This window comes from Streptomyces sp. NBC_00234 (assembly GCF_036195325.1).
In the GTDB taxonomy this organism is placed as follows: Bacteria; Actinomycetota; Actinomycetes; order Streptomycetales; family Streptomycetaceae; genus Streptomyces.
This window is the reverse complement of record NZ_CP108101.1, coordinates 959,274-985,416: the sequence shown is the minus strand read 5'-3', so window position 1 is coordinate 985,416 and position 26,143 is coordinate 959,274. Positions and strand designations below refer to the sequence as shown.

General features: G+C 70.7%; 29 protein-coding genes. 17 read left to right on the top strand and 12 right to left on the bottom strand.

Annotation, left to right across the window (positions count from 1 at the left end; genetic code table 11):
• Nucleotides 1-132 precede the first annotated feature (132 nt).
• The 3 genes from OG230_RS04050 to OG230_RS04040 form a co-directional block, all read right to left on the bottom strand.
• The gene (locus tag OG230_RS04050) at nt 133-1,206 is read right to left on the bottom strand and encodes an N-acetylglucosamine kinase (RefSeq protein WP_328911294.1); all 1,074 of its coding nucleotides are present in this window, start codon (nt 1,204-1,206) and stop codon (nt 133-135) included.
• Entirely contained in the window at nt 1,191-1,868 is a 678-nt protein-coding gene (locus OG230_RS04045) for a uracil-DNA glycosylase (protein ID WP_328908740.1), read from the bottom strand. Before OG230_RS04045 ends, OG230_RS04050 begins: the two co-directional genes overlap by 16 nt.
• An 87-nt stretch (nt 1,869-1,955) precedes the next feature.
• The gene (locus tag OG230_RS04040; protein ID WP_328908739.1) at nt 1,956-3,041 is read right to left on the bottom strand and encodes a WD40/YVTN/BNR-like repeat-containing protein; all 1,086 of its coding nucleotides are present in this window, start codon (nt 3,039-3,041) and stop codon (nt 1,956-1,958) included.
• 232 nt (nt 3,042-3,273) lie between these two features.
• Between OG230_RS04040 and OG230_RS04035 the strand changes: the two genes are divergently transcribed.
• From OG230_RS04035 to OG230_RS04015, 5 genes are all read left to right on the top strand, one after another.
• Nucleotides 3,274-3,990 carry a cupin domain-containing protein gene (locus OG230_RS04035; RefSeq protein ID WP_328908738.1) on the top strand — a complete coding sequence of 239 codons (717 nt, stop codon included), beginning with the start codon at nt 3,274-3,276 and terminating at the stop codon, nt 3,988-3,990.
• An 89-nt stretch (nt 3,991-4,079) separates the two neighbouring features.
• Nucleotides 4,080-4,472, top strand: coding sequence for a hypothetical protein (locus OG230_RS04030; RefSeq protein WP_328908737.1), 393 nt, complete (start codon nt 4,080-4,082; stop codon nt 4,470-4,472).
• Between the two features lie 148 nt (nt 4,473-4,620).
• Entirely contained in the window at nt 4,621-5,730 is a 1,110-nt protein-coding gene (locus OG230_RS04025) for an NADH:flavin oxidoreductase/NADH oxidase (RefSeq protein ID WP_328908736.1), read from the top strand.
• 50 nt (nt 5,731-5,780) lie between these two features.
• Complete coding sequence (locus OG230_RS04020; protein ID WP_328908735.1) at nt 5,781-6,518, top strand: class I SAM-dependent methyltransferase; 738 nt, start codon at nt 5,781-5,783, stop codon at nt 6,516-6,518.
• 106 nt (nt 6,519-6,624) lie between these two features.
• The gene (locus OG230_RS04015) at nt 6,625-7,014 is read left to right on the top strand and encodes an ArsR/SmtB family transcription factor (protein WP_328908734.1); all 390 of its coding nucleotides are present in this window, start codon (nt 6,625-6,627) and stop codon (nt 7,012-7,014) included.
• A gap of 38 nt (nt 7,015-7,052) precedes the next feature.
• Here OG230_RS04015 and OG230_RS04010 read toward each other — a convergent pair whose 3' ends face one another.
• Together OG230_RS04010 and OG230_RS04005 are read right to left on the bottom strand one after the other, a co-directional pair.
• Nucleotides 7,053-8,432: an FAD-dependent oxidoreductase gene (locus OG230_RS04010; RefSeq protein ID WP_328908733.1), complete on the bottom strand. Its 1,380-nt coding sequence runs from the start codon at nt 8,430-8,432 to the stop codon at nt 7,053-7,055.
• 93 nt (nt 8,433-8,525) lie between these two features.
• Nucleotides 8,526-9,212 carry a DUF305 domain-containing protein gene (locus OG230_RS04005; protein WP_328911293.1) on the bottom strand — a complete coding sequence of 229 codons (687 nt, stop codon included), beginning with the start codon at nt 9,210-9,212 and terminating at the stop codon, nt 8,526-8,528.
• Nucleotides 9,213-9,371: 159 nt separating this feature from the next.
• Between OG230_RS04005 and OG230_RS04000 the strand changes: the two genes are divergently transcribed.
• Entirely contained in the window at nt 9,372-10,862 is a 1,491-nt protein-coding gene (locus OG230_RS04000; protein ID WP_328908732.1) for an LVIVD repeat-containing protein, read from the top strand.
• Nucleotides 10,863-11,041: 179 nt separating this feature from the next.
• Here the strand turns inward: OG230_RS04000 and OG230_RS03995 are convergent, their stop codons facing one another.
• The 5 genes from OG230_RS03995 to OG230_RS03975 form a co-directional block, all read right to left on the bottom strand.
• Nucleotides 11,042-11,539 carry a GNAT family N-acetyltransferase gene (locus OG230_RS03995; RefSeq protein WP_328908731.1) on the bottom strand — a complete coding sequence of 166 codons (498 nt, stop codon included), beginning with the start codon at nt 11,537-11,539 and terminating at the stop codon, nt 11,042-11,044.
• Between the two features lie 48 nt (nt 11,540-11,587).
• Nucleotides 11,588-11,767, bottom strand: coding sequence for a hypothetical protein (locus OG230_RS03990; protein ID WP_328908730.1), 180 nt, complete (start codon nt 11,765-11,767; stop codon nt 11,588-11,590).
• Between the two features lie 82 nt (nt 11,768-11,849).
• Nucleotides 11,850-12,605 (bottom strand): phosphatase PAP2 family protein, encoded by a 756-nt coding sequence (locus OG230_RS03985; protein WP_328911292.1) that lies wholly within the window; start codon nt 12,603-12,605, stop codon nt 11,850-11,852.
• Between the two features lie 42 nt (nt 12,606-12,647).
• Entirely contained in the window at nt 12,648-13,583 is a 936-nt protein-coding gene (locus OG230_RS03980; RefSeq protein WP_328908729.1) for a M56 family metallopeptidase, read from the bottom strand.
• 86 nt (nt 13,584-13,669) lie between these two features.
• Nucleotides 13,670-14,230: a DUF5134 domain-containing protein gene (locus OG230_RS03975; protein WP_328908728.1), complete on the bottom strand. Its 561-nt coding sequence runs from the start codon at nt 14,228-14,230 to the stop codon at nt 13,670-13,672.
• A 178-nt stretch (nt 14,231-14,408) separates the two neighbouring features.
• Here OG230_RS03975 and OG230_RS03970 point away from each other — a divergent pair, with 178 nt between their 5' ends.
• Nucleotides 14,409-14,966 (top strand): GNAT family N-acetyltransferase, encoded by a 558-nt coding sequence (locus OG230_RS03970; RefSeq protein WP_328908727.1) that lies wholly within the window; start codon nt 14,409-14,411, stop codon nt 14,964-14,966.
• A 60-nt stretch (nt 14,967-15,026) separates the two neighbouring features.
• Here OG230_RS03970 and OG230_RS03965 read toward each other — a convergent pair whose 3' ends face one another.
• The gene (locus OG230_RS03965) at nt 15,027-15,710 is read right to left on the bottom strand and encodes a glycerophosphodiester phosphodiesterase (RefSeq protein ID WP_328908726.1); all 684 of its coding nucleotides are present in this window, start codon (nt 15,708-15,710) and stop codon (nt 15,027-15,029) included.
• Between the two features lie 321 nt (nt 15,711-16,031).
• Between OG230_RS03965 and OG230_RS03960 the strand changes: the two genes are divergently transcribed.
• From OG230_RS03960 to OG230_RS03940, 5 genes are all read left to right on the top strand, one after another.
• The gene (locus tag OG230_RS03960; RefSeq protein ID WP_328908725.1) at nt 16,032-17,429 is read left to right on the top strand and encodes a DUF6421 family protein; all 1,398 of its coding nucleotides are present in this window, start codon (nt 16,032-16,034) and stop codon (nt 17,427-17,429) included.
• Nucleotides 17,430-17,455: 26 nt separating this feature from the next.
• Nucleotides 17,456-18,220, top strand: coding sequence for an SDR family oxidoreductase (locus OG230_RS03955; RefSeq protein WP_328908724.1), 765 nt, complete (start codon nt 17,456-17,458; stop codon nt 18,218-18,220).
• Complete coding sequence (locus OG230_RS03950; RefSeq protein WP_328911291.1) at nt 18,217-19,278, top strand: threonine aldolase family protein; 1,062 nt, start codon at nt 18,217-18,219, stop codon at nt 19,276-19,278. The genes OG230_RS03955 and OG230_RS03950 overlap by 4 nt, the downstream gene beginning before the upstream one ends.
• Before the next feature lie 72 nt (nt 19,279-19,350).
• Complete coding sequence (locus tag OG230_RS03945) at nt 19,351-19,950, top strand: transglutaminase domain-containing protein (protein WP_328908723.1); 600 nt, start codon at nt 19,351-19,353, stop codon at nt 19,948-19,950.
• Nucleotides 19,951-19,978: 28 nt separating this feature from the next.
• Nucleotides 19,979-20,671 (top strand): B3/B4 domain-containing protein, encoded by a 693-nt coding sequence (locus OG230_RS03940; protein ID WP_328908722.1) that lies wholly within the window; start codon nt 19,979-19,981, stop codon nt 20,669-20,671.
• Between the two features lie 10 nt (nt 20,672-20,681).
• Here the strand turns inward: OG230_RS03940 and OG230_RS03935 are convergent, their stop codons facing one another.
• Nucleotides 20,682-21,404, bottom strand: coding sequence for a lysophospholipid acyltransferase family protein (locus tag OG230_RS03935; RefSeq protein WP_328908721.1), 723 nt, complete (start codon nt 21,402-21,404; stop codon nt 20,682-20,684).
• 217 nt (nt 21,405-21,621) lie between these two features.
• Here OG230_RS03935 and OG230_RS03930 point away from each other — a divergent pair, with 217 nt between their 5' ends.
• From OG230_RS03930 to OG230_RS03910, 5 genes are all read left to right on the top strand, one after another.
• Nucleotides 21,622-21,948, top strand: coding sequence for a TlpA family protein disulfide reductase (locus tag OG230_RS03930; protein ID WP_328908720.1), 327 nt, complete (start codon nt 21,622-21,624; stop codon nt 21,946-21,948).
• 196 nt (nt 21,949-22,144) lie between these two features.
• A complete protein-coding gene (locus OG230_RS03925; protein WP_328908719.1) occupies nt 22,145-22,651 on the top strand; it encodes a flavin reductase family protein in 507 nt (168 codons plus the stop codon).
• A 200-nt stretch (nt 22,652-22,851) separates the two neighbouring features.
• A complete protein-coding gene (locus tag OG230_RS03920; protein ID WP_328908718.1) occupies nt 22,852-23,637 on the top strand; it encodes an electron transfer flavoprotein subunit beta/FixA family protein in 786 nt (261 codons plus the stop codon).
• 55 nt (nt 23,638-23,692) lie between these two features.
• Nucleotides 23,693-24,655, top strand: a complete 963-nt coding sequence (locus OG230_RS03915; protein WP_328908717.1) for an electron transfer flavoprotein subunit alpha/FixB family protein — start codon at nt 23,693-23,695, stop codon at nt 24,653-24,655.
• 162 nt (nt 24,656-24,817) lie between these two features.
• Nucleotides 24,818-26,116, top strand: coding sequence for a DUF6986 family protein (locus tag OG230_RS03910; RefSeq protein ID WP_328908716.1), 1,299 nt, complete (start codon nt 24,818-24,820; stop codon nt 26,114-26,116).
• Nucleotides 26,117-26,143 lie beyond the last annotated feature (27 nt).

Sequence of the window (26,143 nt, the reverse complement as noted above, 5' to 3'; positions counted from 1 at the left end):
GTTTTGGGTGCTCCTCTGTTCGGGGAGGGCCCAGTCAGGCGTTATCTGTCCGCTAATGTCCGTTGAGTCGCATAGCGGTCAACTGCCCCGCTCTGTCGGCCGGAATGTCTTCCCGAATAGCTCCTCGTATCCCTAATCGGCACCCGGCCCATGCCCCTGCGCGGACCCGCTCGTGGTCTCGGGTGCCGCGTTCGGCACGAACAGCAGGGTCGGGTGGAGCGGCAGTCGGAGACCGGGGCCCGCCAACGCCCGGGCGATGCGCAGGGAACCGGTGAGCGGGTCGCCCGCGGCGGGCACCACCACCGCCTGCGGCACCTGTCGCGCCAGCTCTTCGCGCAGGGGCGCGAGGAGGGGGTCACCCATCCGGAACAGGCCACCGGTGAGGGCCACTTCGCGCTGCTCCGCACCCTCCGGTCCGGCCTCGGGACACACCGCGGCGGCCGTCTCGGCGATATGGGCCGCCGCCTCGCGCAGGATGCCCGCCGCGACCGGATCGTCCCCGGCGCACGCCGCGACCTCGGGGGCGAAGGAGGCGAGCAGCGCCGGCCGGTCCGTGCGTGGATAGAGCAGGCCGGGCAGGTCCGTCGCCGGACCGAAGACGGCCACCAGGCGGGCGAGCAGGGCGGGTGACCCGCCGCGCCGTCCGTCGTGGGCGCGCATGGCCGCGTCGAGCCCGGCCCGCCCGATCCAGGCCCCGCCCCCGCAGTCACCCAGAAGATGTCCCCAGCCGTCGGCCCTGTGCCAGTCCGACAGGTCCGTGCCGAGCGCGATCATGCCCGTGCCGCCCGCGACCACCGCGCCCGGCCGCTGGCCGAGCGCGCCCGCGTACGCGGTCACCGCGTCGGCGGCCAGTGCCATCCGCCGCACGCCCAGTTCGGCGGCGAGCGCGCCGGGCAGCTCCGCGCGCAACTGCTCACCGAGCGTCGCCATCCCGGCCGCCCCGATCGCGAACGCGGCGATGCCGGCGGGGCCGTCCTCCCGGCGCTCCGCGGCACCGTCCAGCAGGTGCCGGACGGCGGGCAGCAGTTGTGCCAGCAGATGGTCCGCGTCGATACCGCCGGACCCCGTCCGCACCGGTTCGGAACAGACCGTCGTCGAAACGGGCTGTTCGTCCCCGACCAACCCGAGCGCCACCCGCAGCCCCGATCCGCCGGAGTCGACGCCGAGGACGTACCCGCCCGGGGGAGCCGTCACGGAAGCCGCCAGTCGACTGGTTGCGCTCCCTGGCGCTCCAGCAGCTCGTTGGTCCGGCTGAAGGGCCGTGAGCCGAAGAAGCCCCGGTCCGCCGACATGGGGGAGGGGTGCGAGGACTCGATGGCCGGGTAGGTGCCCAGCAGCGGGCGCAGATTGCGGGCATCACGCCCCCACAGCACCGACACGAGGGGAGTGCCCCGCGCCACCAGCGCGCGGATGGCCTGCTCCGTGACCTCTTCCCAGCCCTTGCCGCGGTGGGCCGCGGGCCGCCGGGGTGCGGTGGTCAGCGCCCTGTTGAGCAGCAGCACCCCCTGGCGCGTCCACGGTGTCAGATCGCCGTTGGACGGCCTGGGGAGTCCCAGGTCCGCGTGCAGCTCCCGGAAGATGTTCTCCAGACTGCCCGGCAGCGGACTGACGTCCGGCGCCACCGCGAAGCTGAGACCGATCGCGTGCCCGGGAGTGGGATACGGGTCCTGACCGACGATCAGAACCCGCACCTCGTCGAACGGCTGCTGGAACGCACGCAGGACATGCGGTCCCGCGGGCAGGTAGGTGCGCCCCGCGGCGATCTCGGTGCGCAGGAAGTCGCCCATCGCGGCGACGCGTTCGGCCACGGGCTCAAGGGCTTGCGCCCACCCGGGCTCGACGATTTCTTTCAACGGTCGTGCTGCCACGGGCCGCACTCTACTGGTGATACGACCACACCGATCAACTGACCTGTGAGGGCGTCGTCGTCCCCCCGCGCCGCGGTGAGGTGCCGGTCAGCCGATCAGCGCCGCCCGTACGCACAGCACGTCCGGCAGATGCGAGAGGAGCTGCTGCCAGGTGTCGCCGTCGTCCGCGCTGGCGAACACCTCGCCGTTGCGATTGCCGAAGTAGACGCCCGCCGGGTCGGCGTCGTCCGTGCAGAGCGCGTCGCGCAGGACCGTGCCGTAGTGCGCGCCCTGCGGAAGCCCCGACGACAGCGGTTCCCAGGTCCGGCCCGCGTCGCTCGTACGGAACACCCGGCAGCGGCGATCGGCCGGGACGCGGTCGGAGTCCGCGGTGATCGGGAAGATGTAGGCCGTCTCCCCGCGGTGCGGGTGGGCGGCTGCGGCGAATCCGAAGTCGGAGGGCAGACCCTCGCCGATGTCCGTCCAGGAGTCCCCGGAGTCGTCGCTGCGGAACACGCCCCAGTGGTTCTGGAGATAGAGCCGGTCCGGATCGGCCGCGTCCCGCGTCACCTTGTGGACGCACTGGCCGAACTCCGGATCCGGGTCCGGCAGGAAGACCGCCGACACCCCTCTGTTCGCCGGGGCCCAGCTCTCACCGCCGTCCTTGGTGCGGAACACCCCCGCCGTGGAGACCGCGACGGTGACCGCCCGGGGGTCCCTCGGGTCGGTCAGGATGGTGTGCAGGCCCTCGCCGCCCCCGCCGGGCACCCACTTCGAACGAGTCGGGTGCTCCCACAGCGGGCGCACCAGCTCGAAGGACTCGCCGCCGTCCTCGGAGCGGAACAGGGCCGCCGGTTCGGTGCCCGCGTACACCACGTCCGGCGCTTCGGGGCCGGCCGGATGGAGCTGCCAGACCCTCTCCAGCGAGGCTTCGGTGAACTGGGGGAACTTCACCGCCGGTTGCTTGGGCTCGACCCAGGTCGCACCCAGATCGTCGGAGTGGAACACCGAGGGGCCCCAGTGCGCGCTGTCGCCGCCGACGAGCAGCCGGGGGGTGTCACGGCGGGTGTCGATCGCGATCGAGTAGATCGCCTGGGCGTTGAAATGCGGACCGTCGAACTCCCACGCACCGTCGCGCCTGCGGCCGATGAAGAGTCCTTTGCGGGTGCCTACGGTGAGTAGTACGTCGGTCATGACAGAGACCTCCCGAAACGCCGTTGAGTCGGATACGGGCCAGTCTGCACCCGGCCACTGACAGTGGCGCGCAGAGAAGCCGTTCCCGCAGGTCGGAGCGGCGATGGCACGGTTCCGCAGCCGAGTGCGGCCCCGGGTCCCGGCAGGCCCTCTTGACCCTGTTCCCGGCGCGGCCTAGCGTGCGCCGTCAGAAAGCGCTTACCGAGCCGGGCGTCGACACCGAGGAGCTCCTGTGGTGACTTTCGAAGGGCTGCCGGGTGCGGTGGCCGTCTCCCATCTGCGGGTCTACGACTGGCCCGCCGCGGACGGTCTGCGCGGCGGTACCCCGCACCTCCATCTGACCTGCTCCGAGGGGTACGTCGTCGTCGGCGGAAGGGGGTCCGTGCAGACGCTCACCGCGACCGGGTTCCGGCAGACACCGCTCTCTCCCGGAGCCCTCGTGTGGTTCACGCCCGGCACCATCCACCGCCTGGTCAACGAGGACGGCCTGCGCATCGTCGTCCTCATGCAGAACAGCGGTCTGCCGGAGGCCGGGGACGCCGTGCTCACCCTCCCGCCCCGCTTCCTGGCCGGTCCCGCCGTCTACCGGGAGGTCGTGGACCTACCGGTGGACGGCACCGAGGCCGAGCAGGAGAAGGCGGCGCGCGCCCGCCGCGACCTCGCCGTGGAGGGCTTCCTCGCCCTCCGTGACGCCGCCGAAGCGGGCGACCCAGGGCCCCTGGCCGCTTTCCACCGGGCCGCGGCTGCCCTCGTCCGCCCCCGGACGGACGACTGGCGCGAACGCTGGCTGCGGGGTGCGGCTGCCGCGGCGGAGGCGACCCGTACCCAGCTCGACGCCCTCGCGGTCGCCGACCCCGGCCATCTCGCCGACGCCTCCGTCCACGCGGAACAGCCCTTCGCCCTCGGACGCTTCGGGATGTGCGGCCGCCTGGACGTCTACGCGGGCTGACGGCCGAGGCGGTGCGCACGGGAGTCCGCCCCGTCAGGGTTCCCGCAGGTCACGGCTAAGGTCGTGCGCGGGACGAGGAGGCGACAGCCATGAGTATCGAGATCGAGGACGCCCAGGGGCGCCCTGTGCCCGTCGAGGTGGCCCCGGACGCGGCCCGGGTGGGCATCCGGTTCGCCGCGCTCCCGGAGGGGCTCTCCTGGTCCTGCGCGCCGGGGGTGGCGAGGGAGCTCGCCGCCGCGCTCGTCCGGGCCGCCGAGGAGGCGGAGCGGGCACCGTCGGCGGAGCCCGTCACCGTCAAGGCGCACGAGCTGCGCCGGGGGGACGTGCGCGACGGGGACCGGGCCATGACGGTGGAGAGCGTCAGGAACGACGGGGCCACCTCCCAGGTGACCTGGAAGTCGGGCGCCGGGCGCAGCTGGACCCAGGCGTACGCAGCCGACGCCGACATCACGCTGCGGTACCGCCCGCCGGCCGAAGCCTGAGCGGGCTGCGCCGGGAGGGCGCGGGTCCTGGTTGTACGAGAGGCTTCGTAATTCGACGATCGTCGTAGTACGGTGTTTCTCGTACAAGGCGCGGTGCTGGTCCGCCGCGTCTGCCGTGCCCGTCGCATCAGGTGAAACGGAGTCCTTCGTGAGCGCCCTTTTCGAGCCCTACGTCCTGCGATCGCTGACCATTCCCAACCGCATCTGGATGGCACCCATGTGCCAGTACAGTGCCGAGGTCTTCGGGCCGAACGCGGGCGTCGCCAACGACTGGCACTTCGCGCACTACGGGGCGCGCGCCGCGGGCGGCACCGGCCTCATCCTGGTCGAGGCCACGGCGGTCAGCCCGGAGGGCCGGATCAGCCCCGCGGACCTGGGCCTCTGGAACGACACGCAGGTGGAGGCGTTCCGCCGGATCACCGACTTCCTCGTCGGCCAGGGAACCATCCCGGGGATCCAGCTCGCCCACGCCGGCCGGAAGGGATCGACGGAACGCCCCTGGCGCGGCGGCGGCCCGATCGACGCCGGTGCACCGGACAGCGAGGGCTGGCGTCCCGTCGCCCCCAGCCCCGTGGCGTACGACGACGACCGCCCGGCTCCGCATGAGCTGACCGCGGAGGAGATCGACGACATCGTCGCGCAGTTCGCGGACGCCGCCCGCCGGGCGCTGGCGGCCGGCTTCCAGGTCGCCGAGGTGCACGGCGCGCACGGATATCTGATCGGCGAGTTCCTCTCCCCGCACAGCAACCACCGCACCGACGCCTACGGAGGCTCGTTCGAGAACCGCACCCGCTTCGCGCTGGAGGTCGTCGACGCGGTGCGCGCGGTGTGGCCCGAGGAACTTCCGCTGTTCTTCCGGATCTCCGCCACCGACTGGCTCACCGAGAACGCCGACGACGAGCGGGAAGGCTGGACGGGCGACGACACGGTCCGCTTCGCGCGCGAGCTGCGGGCGCACGGAGTCGACCTGCTCGACGTCTCGACCGGCGGGCTCGCGCCCCGGGCGAGCATCCCCGTCGGCCCCGGCTACCAGGTGCCGTTCGCCGAGCGCGTCCGCGCCGAGGCGGGTCTCCCCGTGGCCGCGGTCGGTCTGATCACCGACCCCGTCCAGGCCGACAAGATCCTCGCCGACAACCGGGCGGATGCCGTGCTGCTCGGCAGGGAACTGCTGCGGGACCCCTACTTCGCCCGCAACGCCGCGCGCGAACTGGGCAGTGGAGCGGTGCACGTGCCCGAGCAGTACGGCTGGGCCGTCTGACGCCGCGTCCCGCCCCGCTCCGGGGCCCGTGCTGGGTACGCTGACCCGCGATGTTCACTCCAGAGGGCCCCACGCTCCGCGAACTGGCCGTCCAGGCGCTCTCCTCCATCGAGCGCGGATACGACCTGCTCGCCCCGAAGTTCGACCTGACCCCCTACCGGACCCCGGACCGCGTGCTCGACGCGGTCACCCGTGAGCTCCGGCCGCTCGGGCCGTTCGGCACGGGACTCGATGTCTGCTGCGGCACCGGGGCGGGGGTGAGCGTGCTGCGCCGGGTGTGCGGTGAGCGGGTCACCGGTGTCGATTTCAGTGCGGGCATGCTGGCCGCCGGCCGGTCCGCCCTGGCCCGCGAGGACAGGTCCGGCACCGGTCCGGCGGTCGACTGGGTGCGGGCGGACGCGCTGGCCCTGCCGTTCGCGCCCGCCTTCGACGTGGCCCTCAGCCTCGGAGCGTTCGGGCACTTCCTGCCGAAGGAGCGGCCTGCCCTCTTCGCGCAGGTGTACGCCTCGCTGCGGCCCGGCGGCCGGTTCGTCTTTCCGATCGGAGCGCCGCCCGCGGTGGGCTCGAAGACGTACTGGACGCTCTTGGGCTTCGACCTGGCGATGCGGGTGCGCAACGCGTTGTGGCGGCCGACCTTCGTCATGTACTACCGGACCTTTCCGCTCCCCGATGTCCTCGACGATCTGGTCGGTGCGGGATTCACCGTGCGGCTGGTGCCGCTGACCGACCTCGGCACCCGTCCGGACGGCAGCCCCCGTGCCCGGCTGGTCGTGGCGACACGGAAGTGACCGGTGCGGCGCGGCTCTTGGGCGGCGCAACCGCCCCGGCGCCTCCCTGTCCCGGAACTACGACGACTCTCGTACAATGGAGTTCCCTGGACGAAGTGGAGCCACCGTGACCCCCGCAAGCGCCACCACCGCAGACCCCGAGACCGCGGCCGGCTCCCGCGCACTGGCCCATCCCGCCCGTGACGAGATCCGTGTCGAGGGCGTCCTGCACGCCCTCGCCGACCCCGTCCGGCTGCGCATCGTCCGGCAACTGGCGGGTACGGAGGATCAGTTGGCCTGCTCCACGTTCGACCTTCCGGTGTCCAAGTCCACCACCACGCACCACTTCCGGGTCCTGCGCGAGAGCGGGGTCATCCACCAGACCTACCGGGGCACCGCCAAGGTGAGCAGCTTGCGCACGGAGGACCTGGACGCACTCTTCCCGGGACTCCTCGCCACCGTGCTCGCCGCCGCGGACCGGCAGGCGGAACGCCTCGGCGCCGTACTTCCGGGCTGACCCACGCGTCCGGCGGCCCGCACCCCCGTCGTCCCGGATCAGTCCGCGTCGCCCCGCGCCGCGTCGAGCAGACCGGCCCAGTCCGGGATCTTCACCTGCCCGCGGCCGAGCGAGCGCCCGAGTGCCGCCTCGGCGCGCTCGATCGCCAGCCAGCCGTCCCATTCGACGGGCCGCAGCCCCCAGCTCCGCAGGGTGTTGAGCGGATCGGCCGCGACGGACCGCCGCAGCAGGAGGGGAGCGTCCTCGATCAGTGAGGCGACGGTCTCCTTGGCGCACGAACGGTTCGAGCCGATCACGCCGGTCGGCCCCCGCTTGATCCACCCCGCGACGTACTCACCGGGTGAGGGCGCCCCGTTCCTGAGGACCCGCCCCGCCAGATGGGGCACGGTTCCGCGCGCGCTGTCGAAGGGCAGGCCGGGCAGCGGCAGCCCCCGGTAGCCGACGGCCCGCAGGACGAGCCCGGCCTCGACGTCCTCGTACGTACCCGTGTCCCGTACGCCGCCCGCGCCGTCCGGCATCGTGTGCGCGAACCGCACGCCCGCGACCCGCCCCGCGCGTTCCAGCAGCTCCACCGGCCGCAGGAAGAACCGGAGATGGATGCGGCGGAGCCGCTCGGCCGTGGCGGACGGCGGCTCCGTGGCCCAGCCGCGGAGGACTTCGAGATTGCGCCGCACCACGGCGGGCAGCGGTGGCGTGTCCGGGCCGCCCGCGGGTGCCCTGTACGCCGGGTCGCGGGCGAGCTCCGCGGCGTCCACGAGCATCCGGGCCCGCGGCAGCGCGCCGAGTTCCCGCAGCTCCTTGGTGGTGAACCGGGCCTGCGAGGGGCCGCGCCTGCCCGCGATGTGCACATCGCGCACGAGACTGCCCGCGAGCGCGCTCAGCGCGGCGGGTGGCACGTCGGTGGATCTGAGCTCGTCCGCGCCGCGCGCCAGGATCCGCGCCACGTCGACCGCCACGTTGCCCACCCCGATCACCACGGCGGAGCGGGCCCGGAGCGCGAAACCGTCGACGACCGCATCCGGGTGCGCGCTGTACCAGGAGACGAACTGCGTGGCGGAGAAGCTGCCGGGCAGATCCTCGCCGGGCACCGACAGGCCGCGGTCGGTCGCCGCCCCCACGCAGTAGACGACCGCGTGGTAGAGCTCATTGAGCCGGTCGGGTGAGAGCCCCGTCTCCCCGCCCACCTCGACATGGCCGACGAAGGTGATCCGTTCGTCCTCCAGAACGGCCCGGAGGCTGTTCTGGAGGGACTTGATCTTCTCGTGGTCGGGTGCGACGCCGTAGCGCACCAGCCCGTACGGCGTCGGCAGCCGGTCCAGGACGTGCACCCGCACGTCCGGCACCAGGGTCTGCTGGGTCAGGGCCTGGGCGGTGTAGACCCCACTGGGGCCCGAACCGATGACGGCGACACGGAGCACGGCGCACCTCTTCCCGCGGGCTGCTTCCAGCATCGCACCGCCGCACGGATCGAGGGAGGGTCGCGGGCCCGGCTTCTCCGGCCGCCGCGGCCGTCACTTCAGCAGGGAGCGCATCCGGTCGATCTCCACCGTCTGCTGGGCGACGACATCCGTCGCCATCTCCTCGATCGGCACGTCGTTGCCCTCGGAGAGGGCCTCCGTCGCCATGGTGATCGCTCCCTGGTGGTGGGTGATCATCATCTTGAGGAAGAGCTCGTCGAAGGTCTTGCCGCGTGCGGCACGCAGTTCCTTCAGCTGCGCCTCCGTCGCCATGCCCGGCATCGTGGAGTGGTCGTGGGTCGGCTTGCGCTTGTCCCCACCGTTCTTTTTCAGCCAACCTTCCATCGCGGCGATTTCAGGCTTCTGACCTGATGCGATGCGATCCGCGAAGCGTTCGACCGTCGAGGAGCCCGCGCGGTCGGCGACGAGATCCGTCATCACCAGAGCCTGCGCGTGGTGCTCGATCATCATCTGCGCGTAGCGGAAGTCCGCGGAGTTGGGGGCCGGAACCCCGACTTCCTTCCGGGCCTCGTCGGCGGAGAGGCGCCGGGCGGGCTCGCCCGGTTTTCCGGGCGCCACCACCGAAGGGCCCTTGTCCGCCTTGGCGTTCGCGTCCTTGTCCCCGCTCCCCGAGTCGCAGGCGCCGAGGGTGAGAAGGGCAGCTGCGACCGCTGTCGCGAGAGCGGCTCCGCGCATGCGTCGGGTCTGACGGCGGATCAACACGGCGACCTCCTGTGCCACATGGGTGTGTTGCACACCGTCCTAACACGCTTCCACAGGGCAGTGATCAAAAACTTTTATTACGTCTCTGTTGCCATCTGTTGATGTGCACATGGAAGGGACGATACTGCCGGGGTCCGTGAACCCGTTCAACTATGAACGGATACTAGGGAGGACACAGTGACCTCGTTGCACACCACCCGCGTGCGGCGCAGACGTCTGGGTGTGGCAGCAGCCGCGGCCGGGCTCTTCGCCACTCTGCTGACCGCCGGAACCGCCGTCGCGACGCCCGATCCCGGTGATGCCCCCACCACCCGCAAGGGCATCTCCGCCGGCCAGGAGGCCGAAGCCACGGCCGCGATCCAGAGCGGCGAGATACCCGGCGTGGACGAGATCGTCCACAGCCCGAACATCAAGCACCTCGCCAACGTTCCGAAGGACGCCCTCAAGGGCACCAACTCGGACCTGGCGTTCCAGGGGAAGTACGCCTTCTCCGGCAACTACGACGGCTTCGTGATCTACGACATCAGCAGGCCGTCGTCCCCGAAGACCGTCGCGCAGGTGCTCTGTCCCGGATCGCAGAACGACATCACGGTCTCCGGCGACCTGCTCTTCCTCTCCACCGACTCCTCGCGCAGCGACAACTCGTGTGCGAGCACCTCTCAGCCCGCCACGGAGAAGTCCTCCTGGGAGGGCATGAAGATCTTCGACATCAGCGACAAGACCAACCCGAAGTACGTCGCCGCTGTCGAGACCGCGTGCGGTTCGCACACCCACACGCTGGTTCCCAAGCGTTCGAACGTGTACATCTACGTTTCCTCGTACTCGCCGAACGAGACGTTCCCCGACTGCCAGCCGCCGCATGACGGAATCTCCGTCATCAAGGTGCCGCGCAGCGCCCCCGAGGAAGCCCGGATCGTGAACTTCCCGGTGCTCTTCGCGGACGGCGGGAACCCGGGCGCGCCGACCAACCCGGGCGTCTCCAAGACGACCGGCTGCCACGACATCACCGTGCTGCCTTCGAAGGACCTGGCTGCCGGCGCCTGCATGGGTGACGGCCTCCTGTTCTCGATCGAGGACCCGGAGAACCCGAAGATCATCGACCGTGTTCAGGACAACGTGAACTTCGCGTTCTGGCACTCGGCGACCTTCAACCAGGGTGCCAACAAGGTCGTCTTCACCGACGAGCTCGGTGGCGGCGGCGCGGCGACCTGCAACGAGGCGATCGGCCCGAACCGTGGCGCCGACGGCATCTACGACATCGTCGGCCGCGGCGACCACCGCAAGCTGGTCTTCCGCAGCTACTTCAAGATCGATCGCCACCAGGCCGACGCCGAGGTCTGCGTCGCCCACAACGGTTCGATCATCCCGGTCAAGGGCCGCGACCTGATGGTCCAGGCGTGGTACCAGGGCGGCGTCTCGGTGTGGGACTTCACCAACTCCGCCGAGCCGAAGGAGATCGCGTTCTTCGAGCGCGGTCCCGTCACCCTGGACCGGGTCACCACCGCCGGTCCGTGGTCCGCGTACTACTACAACGGCCACATCTACAGCAACGACATCGCCAAGGGCTTCGACGTGCTGAAGCTCGACGACCGGCGGACCGACCCGGCGAAGAGGGTGCGGTTGGACGAGCTCAACGTCCAGACGCAGCCGGACTACTTCGACCGCTAGGGTCTGTCGTTCCGGACGCGTACGTGAGGTGACCCGTCGGGCCGTGCATCGCCCGGCGGAGTGCCTCATCACCTGATGAGCACCACGGGGACACGCCGTATCCCTGCGTCGGCCGGACCCTCCGGGGGCCGGCCGACGCGGTGTCCGTCCGGCTCCGGCGATGCGGGGGATCGCCGGATTCAGGCGTGTTCCATGCAGACCAGCCCGTCGCGGGCGTCCCACGAGTCGACCGTGGTGAAGCCGAGCCGCTCGTAGAGCGCGATGGCTCCCGTACGCCAGCTCCACACGGAGAGCGCCACCGGACCCGCGCCGATCTGTGCCGCGTGATCCAGCGCGCACCCGACCAGCGAGGACGCGATGCCGGCGCCCCGCATCGCAGGATCCACCCACAGCCGTTTGATCTCCGTCCGCCCGTCGACCGGGGCGGTCACCACCAGGCAGCCCACTGGCGCGCCCTCGCTTCTGGCGATCACCACGACGTCGTCGGCGAAGGCGCTCTGCGGCGACAGGATCTCCGCGCGATAGCGCGCGGGCAGCGCGTCCGCACGGTCGACGGTGAGGCCCTTCTCGGCCTCGGTACGCAAGTGGTACGCGGTCAGCAGCGCGGAGAGCCCGTCGGCGGGGGAGAGGTCCCGGCCTGCCAGGCGGTGTATGAGCACGGTGGGCCGGTCGATCATCCCAGCAGCATCGCACAGCGCGTCCCGCGAAGCGGAACGTTTCGTCCGTCAGGCGGCGGACCGCACGACCGTGCCCGCAGCCGCTGCCCACTCCACCAGCAGTCGCTGGTACTCCGCCTCGTCGTCCGGGGTCAGGTATCCGCCCGAGCGCTGCCACAGGTCGCGAATTGCTTCGTTGACGGCGGAGGCGGAACGCACGGAGTCGGACGAGGTCGGAGTGGTGGGCATACGTACAAGGCTACGACCCCGATCCGACAATCCGACACATTGTGCGACGGGGATATCCCTCACATCTCCACATCGGCCGGGTTTATGGCTGAATCCCATCGGTGTGACGGTGCCCGTGGCCTCGATCGGCCCGGGACAGCCTCCCCCGTTCCTTCCGCCCGTCGGCCCGGCGATCCCGGAACACGGTGTAGCCGAGGATCGAGAACACGGCCATGGTCACCCCCAGCAGCGTGCCGCCCACCACATCGGTCATCCAGTGGACCCCGAGGTAGATCCGGGTGAACGCGACGCCGACGACCGACACGACCGCGACCACCAGTGCGGTCCGCCACACCAGCGGTCCCGTTCCGTGCAGCCGCAGCAGCCACAGCAGGAGCGCGCAGGTCACCACCGCGGTCATCACGTGTCCCGAGGGGAAGGCCGCGTAGTGCGCGGAGTCCACCGGGTCCGGCCACCGGGGCCTTTCCCGGTCGACAGCCGCCTTGAGCACTTGCTGTACGAGGGTGGAGAGCGCGCTCGTCGCGGCCACCCAGACGGCGAGCCACCTGGAGCCACGCCACCACAGGGCGATCGCCGTGACGGCGATCGCGGCGCGCATCGTCCAGGGGTCCCACACCCAGTCGGTCAGCACGCGGTTGACCTGCACCAGTGCCGGTTCGTTCACGGCGTTGCGGTGCAGGGTGTCGGCGATCGTGCGGTCCAACGACATGAGGGGGGACCAGCTCACCGCCACCAGGATCACGAGGGCCACCGAGAGGGCCGCGCAGACGAGACCCGTGCGCACGAGGCGTGGGTCCGCGCTGCGATGGTCGGGGGAGTGGAGGTGGGGGCGGTCCATGAGGCGCATGGGGTGATCCTCGCCGACGGCCCCCGCGACCGGCTATCCCAGGGCGCTGAGTCCCGGAGCGAATGCCACCAGCAGAGGTACGACGGGCAACAGCGTGGCCGCCGCGGTCAGCCGGAGCTTCCGGCCCGCGGTGAGCCGCTCCGTCGGTGCCAGCAACCGGTTCACCCGCAGCGGCACTTGTGCGTCCGTCGACGGGCAGGGACCGAACACGCCCCGGTCCTCGTTGAGCCCGACCAGCGCGAGCGCGGTGGTGAGCCGCCCGAAGCGGCGCGATGCCACGTCGTCCGCGGCGAGTTCGACGAGACGGTGCATCTCGTCACGGAACGCGGCGAACACCGGAATCTGCGGGAATCCCGTGGCCAGAGCGCCCGAACAGTGAAGCAGCCAGTCGTGCCGCGCCCGGGCGTGCCCCTGCTCGTGCGCCAGGACCGCGTCCAGCTGACGGCCCTTCAGGCGGCCCAGTGCGGCAGTGGTGATGACCAGTTGGGGTGCGGCGCCCGGCAGCCACCAGGCGTCGGGGCGGTCGCCCTCCAGCACCACGAGCCGCTCGCTGCCGGGGGTCTCGCCGGGCATCAGGGGGGAACGGACCAGGAGTTCCGTGCGACGACGCGCGCGCCGCGACTGCGCCCGGCGGATCTCCCGTACCAGCATCGCCAGCGTCCACGCGCCCCCGAGAGCCAACAGCACGGCGATGACGGCCGACCAGGGGCCGTACGCCGCCAGGGCGTACGCCTCGACCACCGCGTGCGGCGCGGGCGCGAACACATGCCCCCGGACCGCCTGCCAGGCGGCGGACGCACTGAAGGTCATGGAGAGCCCGAACGACAGCAGTACCCCCGCCACGACGCACTGCCAGACCCACAGGGCCACCACCGGCTCGCGCTCCGGCCACTGTGCCCGCGCCATCAGGCGGGGGGTCACGAGAGCGGCCAGTGCGCCGAGCAGCAGCAGCACGAGGGAGACCAACATGCGGTCAGCCTATTGAGCGCCGGGTACTCACGGGTATGGCTGCGTTCGGCAAGTGACGTAGGACACGGTCCGGCGGGCCTTCTGTCTCACAGGGTGAGCAACATCGCGAACATGGCTATGCCCATCGTCAGCCGGCAGGCCAGTGCCAGCTCCGGCTGCGGCCCCCGGCCCAGGCCGCCTCCCGGGGCTCCGGCGGCTGCGGCCACGGGGATCAGGCGGCCCGCCGATCGCAGGACGTAGAACGCGTAGTAGGCCAGCAGCAGGCCGGTCAGCAGGGGGATGCCTCCGGCGGACGGGGTGGCGCCGTGCCCGCCGTGACCCGCTCCGGGGGCCATCGTCACGGCCATGTAGACCATCGCCAGCGACCCGACGAGGTGGTGCAGGTGGTGCCCCCCGAACCGTACGGACCGCAGGGCTTGCAGCGCGGCTCCGCCGAACAGCACGGCGTACACGGCCCAGGCCCAGGACGGCGGCGTGAGCAGCGCGGCGGGCACCGCCATCGCGGCCATGCCGAAGCCCATCACCGCCTCGGCGCGCGCGGCTCTGCGCTCTTCCCCCGTGGTGACGCGCGTACGTGACAGACAGGAGGCGCCCGCCACCGCGCACAACACCATCAGCAGCCAGCCGGACAGCGCCGGTCCGTGCACGGCGCACCTCCCCCTCAGGCGTACGAAACCGGTGTCGCCCCATCGATGCCCGCGTTCCGCACCCCCGTACCCGGCGCATTGAGGTGCAGGGGGAGCGCGGACGGGCCTGCGGGGGGCGGTCGGGGCCGGGTTAGTCTCGTGCCGCACCGTCGGCAGCACAGAAACGGAGAGCATCACCATGGACACGGCCCCGCCCCGGGACTCGGGACAGCTCACCTTCCGCGACGCGACCGAGGACGACGTGCCCGCGCTCGTGCGGCTCATCGAGTCCGCCTATCGCGGCGACTCCAGCCGGGCCGGGTGGACCACCGAGGCGGACATTCTCCAGGGGCAGCGGACGGACGCGGACGGGGTACGCGCCGTCGTCACCGCGCCCTCCGGCCGCCTGCTCGTGGTGGAGCGCGACGGGGAGCCGGTCGCCTGCTGTCAGCTCGAACACCGGGGTGACGCGGCCTACTTCGGCATGTTCGCGGTCCGGCCCGAACTCCAGGGGGCGGGCCTCGGCAAGGTGATCATCGCCGAGGCCGAGCGCACGGTGGTGGAGAGCTGGAGCGTGCGGGAGATGCACATGACGGTGATCTCCGTCCGTGAGGAGCTGATCGCCTGGTACGAGCGCCGCGGCTACCGCCGTACGGGAAAGCTGACCCCCTTCCCGTACGGCGACGAGCGCTTCGGCGTTCCCCAGCGCGACGATCTCGCGTTCGAGCTGTTGATCAAGGACCTTCCCGCGGCCTGATCCGCCCGCACGGTTCGACCCGCTCCACCCCTGTCCACGCCCGCGCGGAGCCGCCGCCCGTTACGCGGTGAAGCGGCCCGCGCGGCGGATCTCCGGGAAGTCGGTCGTCGCGCCGTCGAGGCCGAGCGCGCGCACCAGGCGCAGCTGGTCCTGGGTGTTCACCACCCAGCCGATCACCTTCAGGTTCTCGGCGTGCGCCTCCTCGACCGTCTCCAGCGTGAGACGGCGGATGTTCAGCGCGAGTGTCGCCGCGCCCACCGCCTTCGCCCGCTCCACCACGTCGCCGCCCCAGCGGCTGGCGATGAGCACCGTCCGCACGCCGGGCACCAGCTGTGCGATCTCGGCGACCGCCTCGTCGTGGAACGACGACACCTCCACCCGCTCCACGAGATCGCGTCGCAGCATCACCTCGGCGAGCGCCCGCGCGGCGGCGACGTCCTTGATCTCCGCCTGGAGCGGTGCCGCGACGGCGTCGAGGACCTCCTCGAAGACGGGCACCCGCTCGCCCTGCCCGGCGTCGAGCCCGCGCAGCTCGGCCATCGTCCTCTCGGCGATCTGCCCCGTGCCGTCGGTCGTGCGGTCCACCGCGGCGTCGTGCATGACGGCGAGCGCGCCGTCCTTGCTCAGGTGGAGGTCGAGCTCGATGGCGTCCATGCCGGCCTGTTCCGCGTGGACGAAGGACCGCAGGGTGTTCTCCGGTTCGACACCCATGACCCCGCGATGACCGATGGTGAGAAAAGTCAAGGCAATCTCGCTTCCGTCGACGGCTCCCCGCGTGCGGCTCCTACCCACGCGGCACTACGGCAATACGGCACTGCGGCAGTGCGGAGCCTAGTGGCCCGTCCCTGCGGAAGGACCGGTCGTGCACGGGGCAACTGCGTTGTGTCGCCTGCCGTTCGGAAGCCTGGGCGAGCCGGACGGAACCCGTTCCGTCGGGTCACCGCGCAGGAAAAACAGCGGTGAGAACGGGGGGTCGGCAGGATAATCTTCTGAGCTCCACTTGTCCTGAGCACCCGCACACAGATACGGTTGCTTAACGCGAGGTTCTCCCGTGGAGGAAGTGTTATGACGGAAATTCTTGTGCACGACGTCGCCGACGGCGTCATAGCGACCGCCCCGCGGGTGGTCGAGCACGCTGCCTGGCCCGCGCTCAAGAAGGCCGTGGAGGAGATCCGTCCCTGGCAGTCGAAGGACGGATCCATCGACTTCGCCGCCGAGCACGCGCCGTCGCCCGCGACCGCTGCCGCGACGCTCGATCGTGTGGTCGCCGCGATCGAGGAGCTCTCCCCGCTGCTCCCGCACGACGCCGCGTACCACCGCGCCCTGGTCGCGGACCTGCGTCGCTGGGCCGCCGAAGGCTTCGGCGTCCCGGACTTCCTGGACTCGCTGCTGGCCTTCCAGCCGGCCAAGAACCGCGCCGACGGCCTCCAGCACCTGGTCGTCTTCGCGATGTACACGCAGAACGGCAACCCGGACCGCAACCTCGAAGCGGTCGTGCTGCGGATGGTCTGGCCCGAGTGGCTCGCCGACCTCGAAGCCACGCGCTACGACAACCCGCTTTTCTGCGGTATCACCTTCGAGGACTTCACCTCGGGCTACGACACCAACTCGGCGGTGCTCTTCCCCGAGACCATCGCCGTGCGCGAGGCCCCCGAGCGCTTCAGCTGGGGCGGCATCTTCTGCGACCGCGAGGCCGCCCGCTTCCGCCGGGTCACCGAGGCGTCCGTCGACCTCCTGGGCGTCGAGCTGCCCGAGGACATCCGCGAGATGATCGGCGACCAGACCCGCTGCGAGCAGGCGTTCGTGCTCTGGGACATGGTCCACGACCGCACCCACAGCCACGGCGACCTGCCGTTCGACCCCTTCATGATCAAGCAGCGCCAGCCGTTCTGGATGTACGGCCTGGAGGAGCTGCGCTGCGACCTCACCGCCTTCAAGGAGGCCGTGAAGCTGGAGGCCGAAGGCAACGCGCACGGCCGTGACGTGCAGTACGCGGTGCTCTTCGACCGCATGTTCCGCTTCCCCGTCACCGGCGAGCGCGTCCGCAACTACGACGGTCTCGGCGGCCAGCTCCTCTTCGCGTACCTGCACAAGCACGACGTGGTGCGCTGGACGGACAACACGCTGAAGATCGACTGGGAGCGGGCTCCCAAGGTCACCAACCAGCTCTGCGCCGAGATCGAGACCCTGTACCGCGACGGCATCGACCGCCCGAAGCTGGTCCACTGGTTCGCCGCGTACGACCTGGTGTCCACCTACCTCGCCCCGCACCCGGGCTCCCGCTGGGCCAAGGGACCGGACGCCCTGGACCTGACCCAGCCGCCGCGCAAGCTCGTCGACGACGTGCTTCCGGACGAGTTTCCCCTGAGCATGTTCTATGAGGCACTCTCCAAGAAGCTGAAGAACGTGATCGCCTCGACCAAGGGGATCACCGCGGCCGACGCCGAGCAGGCAGCCGCGTGAGCGCTCGTCCCAAGGAGGCGGAGTCCATGACCGGAACGGTTGACGGCAACGGGAGCGCGCTCGAAGGTGCGGTCATCGCCGTGGCAGGAGCGGCCGGACCGGCGGGCCGGGCCACCCTGCTGAGACTTGCCGAGGCCGGCGCGATCGTCGTCGCGTCCGACGCCAACGCCGAGCGGCTCGCGGAGGCCGTCGATGCCGCACGCTACGCCCACGGCGGCGCGACCGTCACCGGCGACACCGTCGATCTGCTCGACCTGGCAGCAGCCCGGGACTGGGCGGACAAGACGGAGAAGGAGTTCGGCCGGATCGACGGCCTGGTGCACCTCGTCGGCGGCTGGCGCGGCAGCTCCACCTTCGCCGAGACGGACCTCAAGGACTGGGATCTTCTGGAGAAGCTCCTGATCCGCACGGTCCAGTCCACCTCGCTCGCCTTCCAGCAGGGCCTCCAGCGCAGTGACCGGGGCCGCTACGTGCTCATCAGCGCGGCGGGAGCGAGCGCTCCCACCGCGGGCAACGCCGCCTACTCCGCGTCCAAGGCCGCGGCCGAGGCGTGGACGCTCGCGCTCGCCGACGCCTTCCGCAAGGCGGGGGGTGACGAAGGTCCGAAGACCGCGGCTGCGATCCTGGTCGTCAAGGCACTGGTGCACGACGCGATGCGCGCCGAGCGCCCGAATGCGAAGTTCGCGGGCTTCACCGACGTCAAGGAGCTGGCCGAGGCCATCGCCGGCGTCTGGGACATGCCCGCCGGAGAAGTGAACGGAAAGCGCCTGTGGCTGACCCCGCAACCGTGAGGACCGACGCGCGCCGACACCACGATCCGCAGGTACGCGGATTCGCGAGTGACAACTACGCGGGCGCGCACCCCGAGGTTCTCGCCGCCCTCGCCCTCGCCAACGGCGGCCACCAGGTCGCCTACGGCGAGGACGACTACACCGAGCACCTCCAGCGCGTCGTGCACAGTCACTTCGGTGCCGGCTCCGAGGCGTTCCCGGTCTTCAACGGCACCGGTGCCAACGTCCTCGCCCTCCAGGCGCTGACCGACCGCTGGGGCGCCGTGATCTGCGCCGAGTCCGCGCACATCAACGTGGACGAGGGGGGCGCCCCGGAGCGGATGGGCGGCCTGAAGCTGCTCACCGTGCCGACGCCCGACGGCAAGCTGACACCCGAGCTCATCGACCGGCAGGCGTACGGCTGGGACGACGAGCACCGGGCGATGCCGCAGGTCGTGTCGATCACCCAGAACACCGAACTGGGCACGGTCTACACCCCCGACGAGATCCGCGCCATCTGCGAACACGCCCACGGGCACGGCATGAAGGTGCACCTCGACGGGGCCCGGATAGCCAACGCCGCCGCGTCGCTGGACGTGCCCATGCGTACGTTCACCAACACGGTCGGCGTCGACGTCCTCTCCTTCGGGGGAACCAAGAACGGCGCGCTCTTCGGTGAGGCGGTCATCGTCCTCGACCCGGACTCGGTCCGTGCGATGAAGCACCTTCGCAAGCTGTCGATGCAGCTCGCCTCCAAGATGCGCTTCGTCTCGGTCCAGCTGGAAGCACTGCTGGCGCGCGACCTCTGGCTGCGCAACGCCCGCCACGCCAACGCCATGGCCCAGCGGCTGGCCGAGGGGGTCCGTGGCGTGGACGGTGTGGAGATCCTGCACCCCGTCCAGGCCAACGCCGTGTTCGCGCGGCTCCCGCACGACGTGAGCGAACGGCTGCAGAAGCGTTTCCGTTTCTACTTCTGGGACGAGGCGGCCGGTGACGTCCGCTGGATGTGCGCGTACGACACGACAGAGGAAGACGTGGACGCCTTCGTGCAGGCGCTGAAGGAAGAAATGGCGAAGTAGTCTTCGCATACATATGCGGTCGATCGGAAAGTCATTGGCTTCCGGTCGACCGCTTCCGTATGCTCCGCGACTATGGAGCTCACCCAGCAGATTTCTGACATCTCCGCATATCTTGCTGCGGATGACGTCATCGATCATGAACACCCCTGTGTGCGGAAGACCGCCGAACGACTCCGGTCCGAAACGATCGACGCATATACATACGCATCCGCGGCCTTCGGCTTCGTACGCGATTCCATCGAGCACTCCGCCGACTCGGGGGACCTGCGGGTCACCTGGCGCGCCTCCGACGTCCTCGGCGCCCGCACCGGCGTCTGCTACGCCAAGGCGCACGCCCTGGCCGCGCTGCTGCGCGCGGCGGGCATCCCGGCCGGTCTCTGCTACCAGCGGCTCGCCGACGACGACGGCACGAACCCCTCCGTCCACGGGCTGATCGCGCTGAAACTGCCGGGCCGGGAGCGCTGGGCCCGTCAGGACGCGCGGGGCAACAAGCCGGGCGTGGACGCGCGGTTCTCCCTGGACGAGGAGCGGCTGGCCTGGGTCGTCCGTCCGGAGTTCAATGAAATGGACTATCCGGTACTGTATGCCGCACCGCACCCGGCGATTCTCGGTGCCCTGCGCACCGCCGCGGACCGCCCGGAGCTGTGGCGGACCCTCCCCACCGAACTCTGACCGTTCCGCGCCGAAGGCAAGGCAGACGATGACCCCGACTTTCACTGTTTCCGACGACGTACGCACCCTCGCACCCGGCTTCGCCCACCTCGTCATCGAGGCGCACGGCCTGGTCAACGGTCCGAGCGACGACGCGAGCGCCGCCCTGCTGGACGACGCCGCGCGCCGGCTCGCCGAACGCCTCGGCGGACGGGCCCCGCACGAGGACCCCCACGTCGCGGCCTGGCGCGAGGTCTACACGGCGTTCGGCGCCAAGCCCTCCCGCACCCGCAACTCCGCCGAGGCCCTCGCCAAGCGCGCACTCGCCGACGGCGGGCTGCCACGCATCAACCGGCTCGTCGACGCCTACAACGCGGTCAGCGTCGCCCATCTGATCCCGGTCGGCGGCGAGGACGCCGACCGCATCAAGGGCGCCATGCGACTCGTACGCGCCACGGGGCAGGAGCCCTTCCTCACGGCCGCGGGGGGCGAAGAGGTCACCGACCACCCGGAGCCCGGCGAAGTCGTCTGGTGCGACGACGAGGGCGTCACCTGCCGCCGCTGGAACTGGCGCCAGGGGGTACGCACGCGCCTCACCGAGGAATCCGTGAACGCCGTGTTCCTGCTGGAGCGGCTCGCCCCCATGACGATCGGCGAGCTCCGTGCCGCGGGCACCGAACTCGCCGAATCGCTGGAGAAGCTGAGTCCCGGGGCGCGGATCACCGTCCACACCCCGAACTGACGCCGGGCGGTCAGCCCTGCTCGCGCACCTCGGCGGGCGTCGGAGCCGTACCGCCGAGGTGGGCCGGGACCCACCAGGTGTCGCCGGCGTCCTTGGGGCGCACCGGATAGGCGCGCTGCGCCGCTTCGAGGAGCTCCTGCACCCGGTCCCGCAGGCGCCGGGTGATCGCGCCCGCGTACTGGTCGGTCGGGGCCTCCATCGGCTCGCCCACCCGGATGGTGACCGGGATGTGGCTGCGGCCGAAGTTACGGGGCCGGCCCTTCGTCCAGATCCGCTGGGTGCCCCACAGCGCCATCGGGATCAGCGGTACGCCGGCTTCCTGTGCCAGCCGTGCCGCGCCCGACTTGAAGCTCTTCAGCGTGAACGACTGCGAGATCGTCGCCTCGGGGAACACTCCGACGATCTCGCCGGACCGCAGCGAGGCGAGTGCGTGCGCGTACGCGTCCTCACCCTGGTTCCGGTCCACGGGGATGTGCTTCATGCCCCGCATCAGGGGACCGGAGACCTTGTGGCGGAAGACCGATTCCTTGGCCATGAAGCGGACCAGCCGCTTCTGCGGCAGGGCGCCCAGGCCCGTGAAGATGAAGTCCAGGTAGCTGATGTGGTTGCTGACCAGAACCGCACCGCCGGTCTTCGGGATGTGCTCCGAACCCTGAGTGTCGATCTTCAGGTCCAGCGCCTTGAACAAGGTGAGAGCGGCGCCGATGACCGGCCGATAGACGAGTTCTGCCATCTGGAGAAGACCCTTCTTCAATGCCTGGGGAGGTTCTCCCGGCGGAAGTTACGCAGCCGTAGGTTTTCGGCATTGGGCCGATCGTGCCCCATGCGCGACGCCGTGGCCAGCCCCGGCGGGTACGGGGCGCGAGATTCTCATCACGTGGTACCTCCGGGAATGTCTCGTGGCTGCCCGGTGCTGACCCTTTGCGAAGAGCTCTGACAGGAGGCGGAAGGTGGACGGACGGACACGTGCCGACAGGCTCGACGCGTCCCAACTCGGCGTGGAATTGGGGGAGCGGGCCACACTCGTCCAGTTCTCCAGCGCCTTCTGCCAGCCCTGCCGGGCCACCCGCCGGACCCTCGTCGAGGTGGCCGGGATGGTCGAAGGAGTCGCCCACGTCGAAATCGACGCCGAGGCACATCTCACTCTGGTGCGCACCCTGGAGATCACCAGGACGCCCACCGTGCTGGTCCTCGACGCGGAGGGCAGGATCGTCCGCCGCGCGGCGGGGCAGCCACGCACCGTCGACGTCGTCGCGGCTCTCGGGCAGGCGATGTGACGGACCGTGATGCATCTCCCACATTGCGGAACGCACTTGACTGCACCCGCCACGCATCGTCAGTCTGACGCTATGCCGCCAGAACTCCTTCTCTACGGCCGGGTCCACGTCGACCTGGCCCGTAACGCGAGTGCGCGCTGTCCGGGTGTCTGAGCACCCACGGCCCCGTACGCACCCACAGCAGAAGGACAGTTCCATGACGGCTTCGCCCGAGCTCGACGTCCCCCGGACGGCCTCGCCCGCCCTCCTCCGTTCCGTCTTCCGGCAGCACGCCGCGGGCGTCGCCGTGATCACCGCGGCCGGTGAGTCGCCGGTCGGATTCACCGCCACCTCCCTCAACTCCGTGGCCGCCGAGCCGCCGCTGATCTCCTTCGGGGTGGGGACCTCGTCCTCCAGCTGGCCCGTGGTCTCCGAGGCGGAGCACATCGGTGTCCACATACTCGGCGAGCATCAGCAGGAACTGGCGGCCACGTTCGCGCGCAGCGGTGCCGACCGCTTCGGTCCGTCCACCGACTGGCGTAGCGGACCGGAAGGTGTGCCGGTGCTGGGCGGAGTCCTCGCCTGGCTGGTCTGCCGTGTCGTGGCACGGGTTCCGGCGGGGGACCACCGCATCGTCATCGCCCAGGTCGTGGCCGGAGACCCGGCCGGAGGCGGCCGTCCGCTCGTCTATCACCAGGGTCGCTTCACCGCTCTGCGAGACTGATCCGCCCCAGGCGCAACAGGGGTCCGGTGCGTTGGGCAGATCACAGTCCAAGCGCTTGCTTATGGGTGACGCACTGGGTGTACTGATTAGTAATATTCAGTTCGGAGCGCCGGTCGCCACGACCGGAAACCGCCCCATCAGGCGCCTATGCTGCGAGCAACAAGGCAGCCCGGAAATGACGATGCAGTAGGAGAGCCGGCGTGAGCTTGAGGATCGTTGTCTGTGTGAAGCATGTGCCCGACGCGACTGGTGACCGGCATTTCGCCGATGACCTGACGGTGGACCGTGAGGATGTGGACGGTCTGTTGTCGGAGCTGGATGAGTATGCGGTGGAGCAGGCGCTGCAGATCGCGGATGGTGCGGATGATGCCGTGGTCACGGTGGTGACGGTGGGTCCGGAGGACGCGAAGGACGCGTTGCGCAAGGCGTTGTCGATGGGTGCGGACAAGGCTGTGCATGTCGAGGACGACGATCTTCATGGTTCCGATGTGATGGCGACGTCGCTGGTGCTGGCGAAGGCGATCGAGAAGACGGGTTACGACCTGGTGATCGCCGGTATGGCCTCGACGGACGGCACGATGGGTGTGCTCCCGGCGATCCTCGCGGAGCGGCTGGGTGTCCCGCAGGTCACGCTGCTGTCCGAGGTCAAGGTCGAGGGCACTGTCGTGACCGGGCGTCGTGACGGTGACAGTGCCTCGGAGCTGCTGGAGGCCTCGCTCCCGGCGGTGGTCTCGGTGACCGACCAGTCCGGCGAGGCGCGTTACCCCTCGTTCAAGGGGATCATGGCGGCGAAGAAGAAGCCGGTGGAGTCCCTGGACCTGGAGGACCTGGACATCGAGGCGGACGAGGTCGGTCTCGCGGGTTCCTGGACCGTGGTGGACACCGCGACCCAGCGCCCGGCCCGCACCGCGGGCACGATCGTGAAGGACGAGGGCGAGGGCGGCAAGCAGCTCGCCGAGTTCCTCGCGGGCCAGAAGTTCATCTAGGACCCGGCCCCCTGCACGACCCCGTCTCTTCTCTCATCCACGCAGGAGCATTCCCATGGCTGAAGTCCTCGTCTACGTCGATCATGTCGATGGTGCCGTCCGCAAGCCCACCCTGGAGCTGCTGACCCTGGCCCGCCGGATCGGTGACCCGGTCGCCGTCGCGCTCGGCACGAACGCCGCGCAGACCGCGACGGTCCTGGCCGAGCACGGCGCGGTCAAGGTCCTGACCGCCGAGGCCCCCGAGTTCGCCGAGTACCTCGTCGTTCCCAAGGTCGACGCCCTGCACGCCGCCTTCCAGGCCGTGTCCCCGACCGCCGTGCTGGTCCCCTCGTCCGCCGAGGGCAAGGAGATCGCCGCCCGCCTCGCGGTCCGCACCGGCTCGGGCCTCATCACCGACGCGATCGACCTCGAAGCCGGCGAGCAGGGCCCCGTCGCCACCCAGGCCGCGTTCGCCGCGTCCTTCACCACCAAGTCCCGTATCTCCAAGGGCACCCCCGTCATCACCGTGAAGCCGAACTCCGCTCCCGTCGAGGCCGCACCCGCCGCCGGCACCGTGGAGAACCTGCCCGTCACCTTCTCCGCCCAGGCCACCGGCACCAAGGTCACCTCCCGCACCCCCCGCGAATCCACCGGCCGCCCCGAGCTCACCGAAGCTGCGATCGTCGTCTCCGGCGGACGCGGCGTCAACGGCGCGGAGAACTTCCACATCATCGAAGCCCTCGCCGACTCCCTCGGCGCAGCCGTCGGCGCCTCCCGCGCCGCCGTCGACGCCGGCTGGTACCCCCACACCAACCAGGTCGGCCAGACCGGCAAGTCCGTCTCCCCCCAGCTCTACATCGCCTCCGGCATCTCCGGCGCCATCCAGCACCGCGCAGGCATGCAGACCTCCAAGACCATCGTCGCGATCAACAAGGACGCCGAAGCCCCCATCTTCGACCTCGTCGACTACGGCATCGTCGGAGACCTCTTCACCGTCGTCCCCCAACTCACCCAGGAAATCCAGACCCGCAAGGGCTGAGCTGGGAAAGTTCCGAAGGACCGGGGCCGCGTGGTGATCTCACCGCGCGGCCCCGGCCGCTTTCGGGCAACCATTGACGCAGGTCGCAGCCGCCTACTAACTTCGCTATGTGGATTACTGATTCCGGGAAGCGGAAACAGTGAGCGTTTGGAGGGTGTGGGAATGGGTCAGCAGGAGAAGGTGGCAACGAGCCTCGCCGGTGCGGTCAGCGAGGGCATCAGTGCCTCCCTGACGTCGGTGGACGCGGAACTCGCCCGCCGTTACCCGGGAGACCCCGGCACCCGCCAGCCCGTCCACACCGTCTACGTCCCCGGCGACGTCTTCACCGAGGGAACCATCCGCTCCTGGGGCGACCAGGCGCTGAAGGCCCTCGACGAGCACGCCCCCGACGCCGCGGCCCTGGCCGAGGTGCTCGGCATCCCGGCCGAACTCGCGGGCCCCGTCCACGACCGCGTACGCGCCAAGCTGGAGCGCGAGCCGGTCGAGGACCTGCGCATCGACTTCGAGGACGGCTACGGACCCCGCTCCGACGCCGAGGAGGACGAGGCCGCCGCCCGCGCCGCCCGGCTGGTCTCCGAGGCGTACGCGAACGGCACGGCCGCCCCGTACATGGGCATCCGGATGAAGTGCATGGAAGCCGCGGTACGCGACCGGGGCATCCGCACGACCGATGTCTTCCTCACCGGCCTGATGCAGGCGGGCGGTCTGCCCGACGGGCTCGTCCTGACCCTGCCGAAGGTGACCTACCCCGAGCAGGTCACCGCCTTCGTCCAACTGCTCGAAGCCTTCGAGACCGCGCACGGGCTGCCGTCGGGGCGGCTCGGCTTCGAGATCCAGATCGAGACCAGCCAGTCCATCCTCGCCGCCGACGGCACCGCGGCCGTCGCCCGCATGATCGACGCCGCCCGGGGCCGCGCGACGGGCCTCCACTACGGCACCTTCGACTACAGCGCCTGCGTCGGCGTCAGCGCCGCCTACCAGGCGAGCGACCACCCGGCCGCCGACCACGCCAAGGCCGTCATGCAGGTCGCCGCGGCGGGAACCGGCGTACGCGTCTCCGACGGCTCCACGAACGTGCTGCCCGTCGGCCCCACCCACCAGGTCCACGAGGCATGGCGCCTCCACTACGGCCTCACCCGCCGCGCCCTGGCCCGCGCCTACTACCAGGGCTGGGACATGCACCCCGGCCACCTGCCGACCCGTTACGCGGCCGTCTACGCCTTCTACCGCGAGGGCCTGGAGCAGGCCGCCGCCCGCCTCGCCGCCTACGTGGCCAAGGCCGGCGGCGACGTGATGGACGAACCCGCGACCGCCAAGGCCCTCAGCGGCTACCTGCTGCGCGGCATCGACTGCGGAGCACTCGACACGGCGGAGGTGGCCCAGCTCACCGGCCTGACCCGTGCCGACCTCGACGCCTTCGCCTCCCCGCGCCGCGGCGGCCTGACGGTCACGGCACCGTAGCGGGGGACGCCCTGGTTGTCGCCCGCC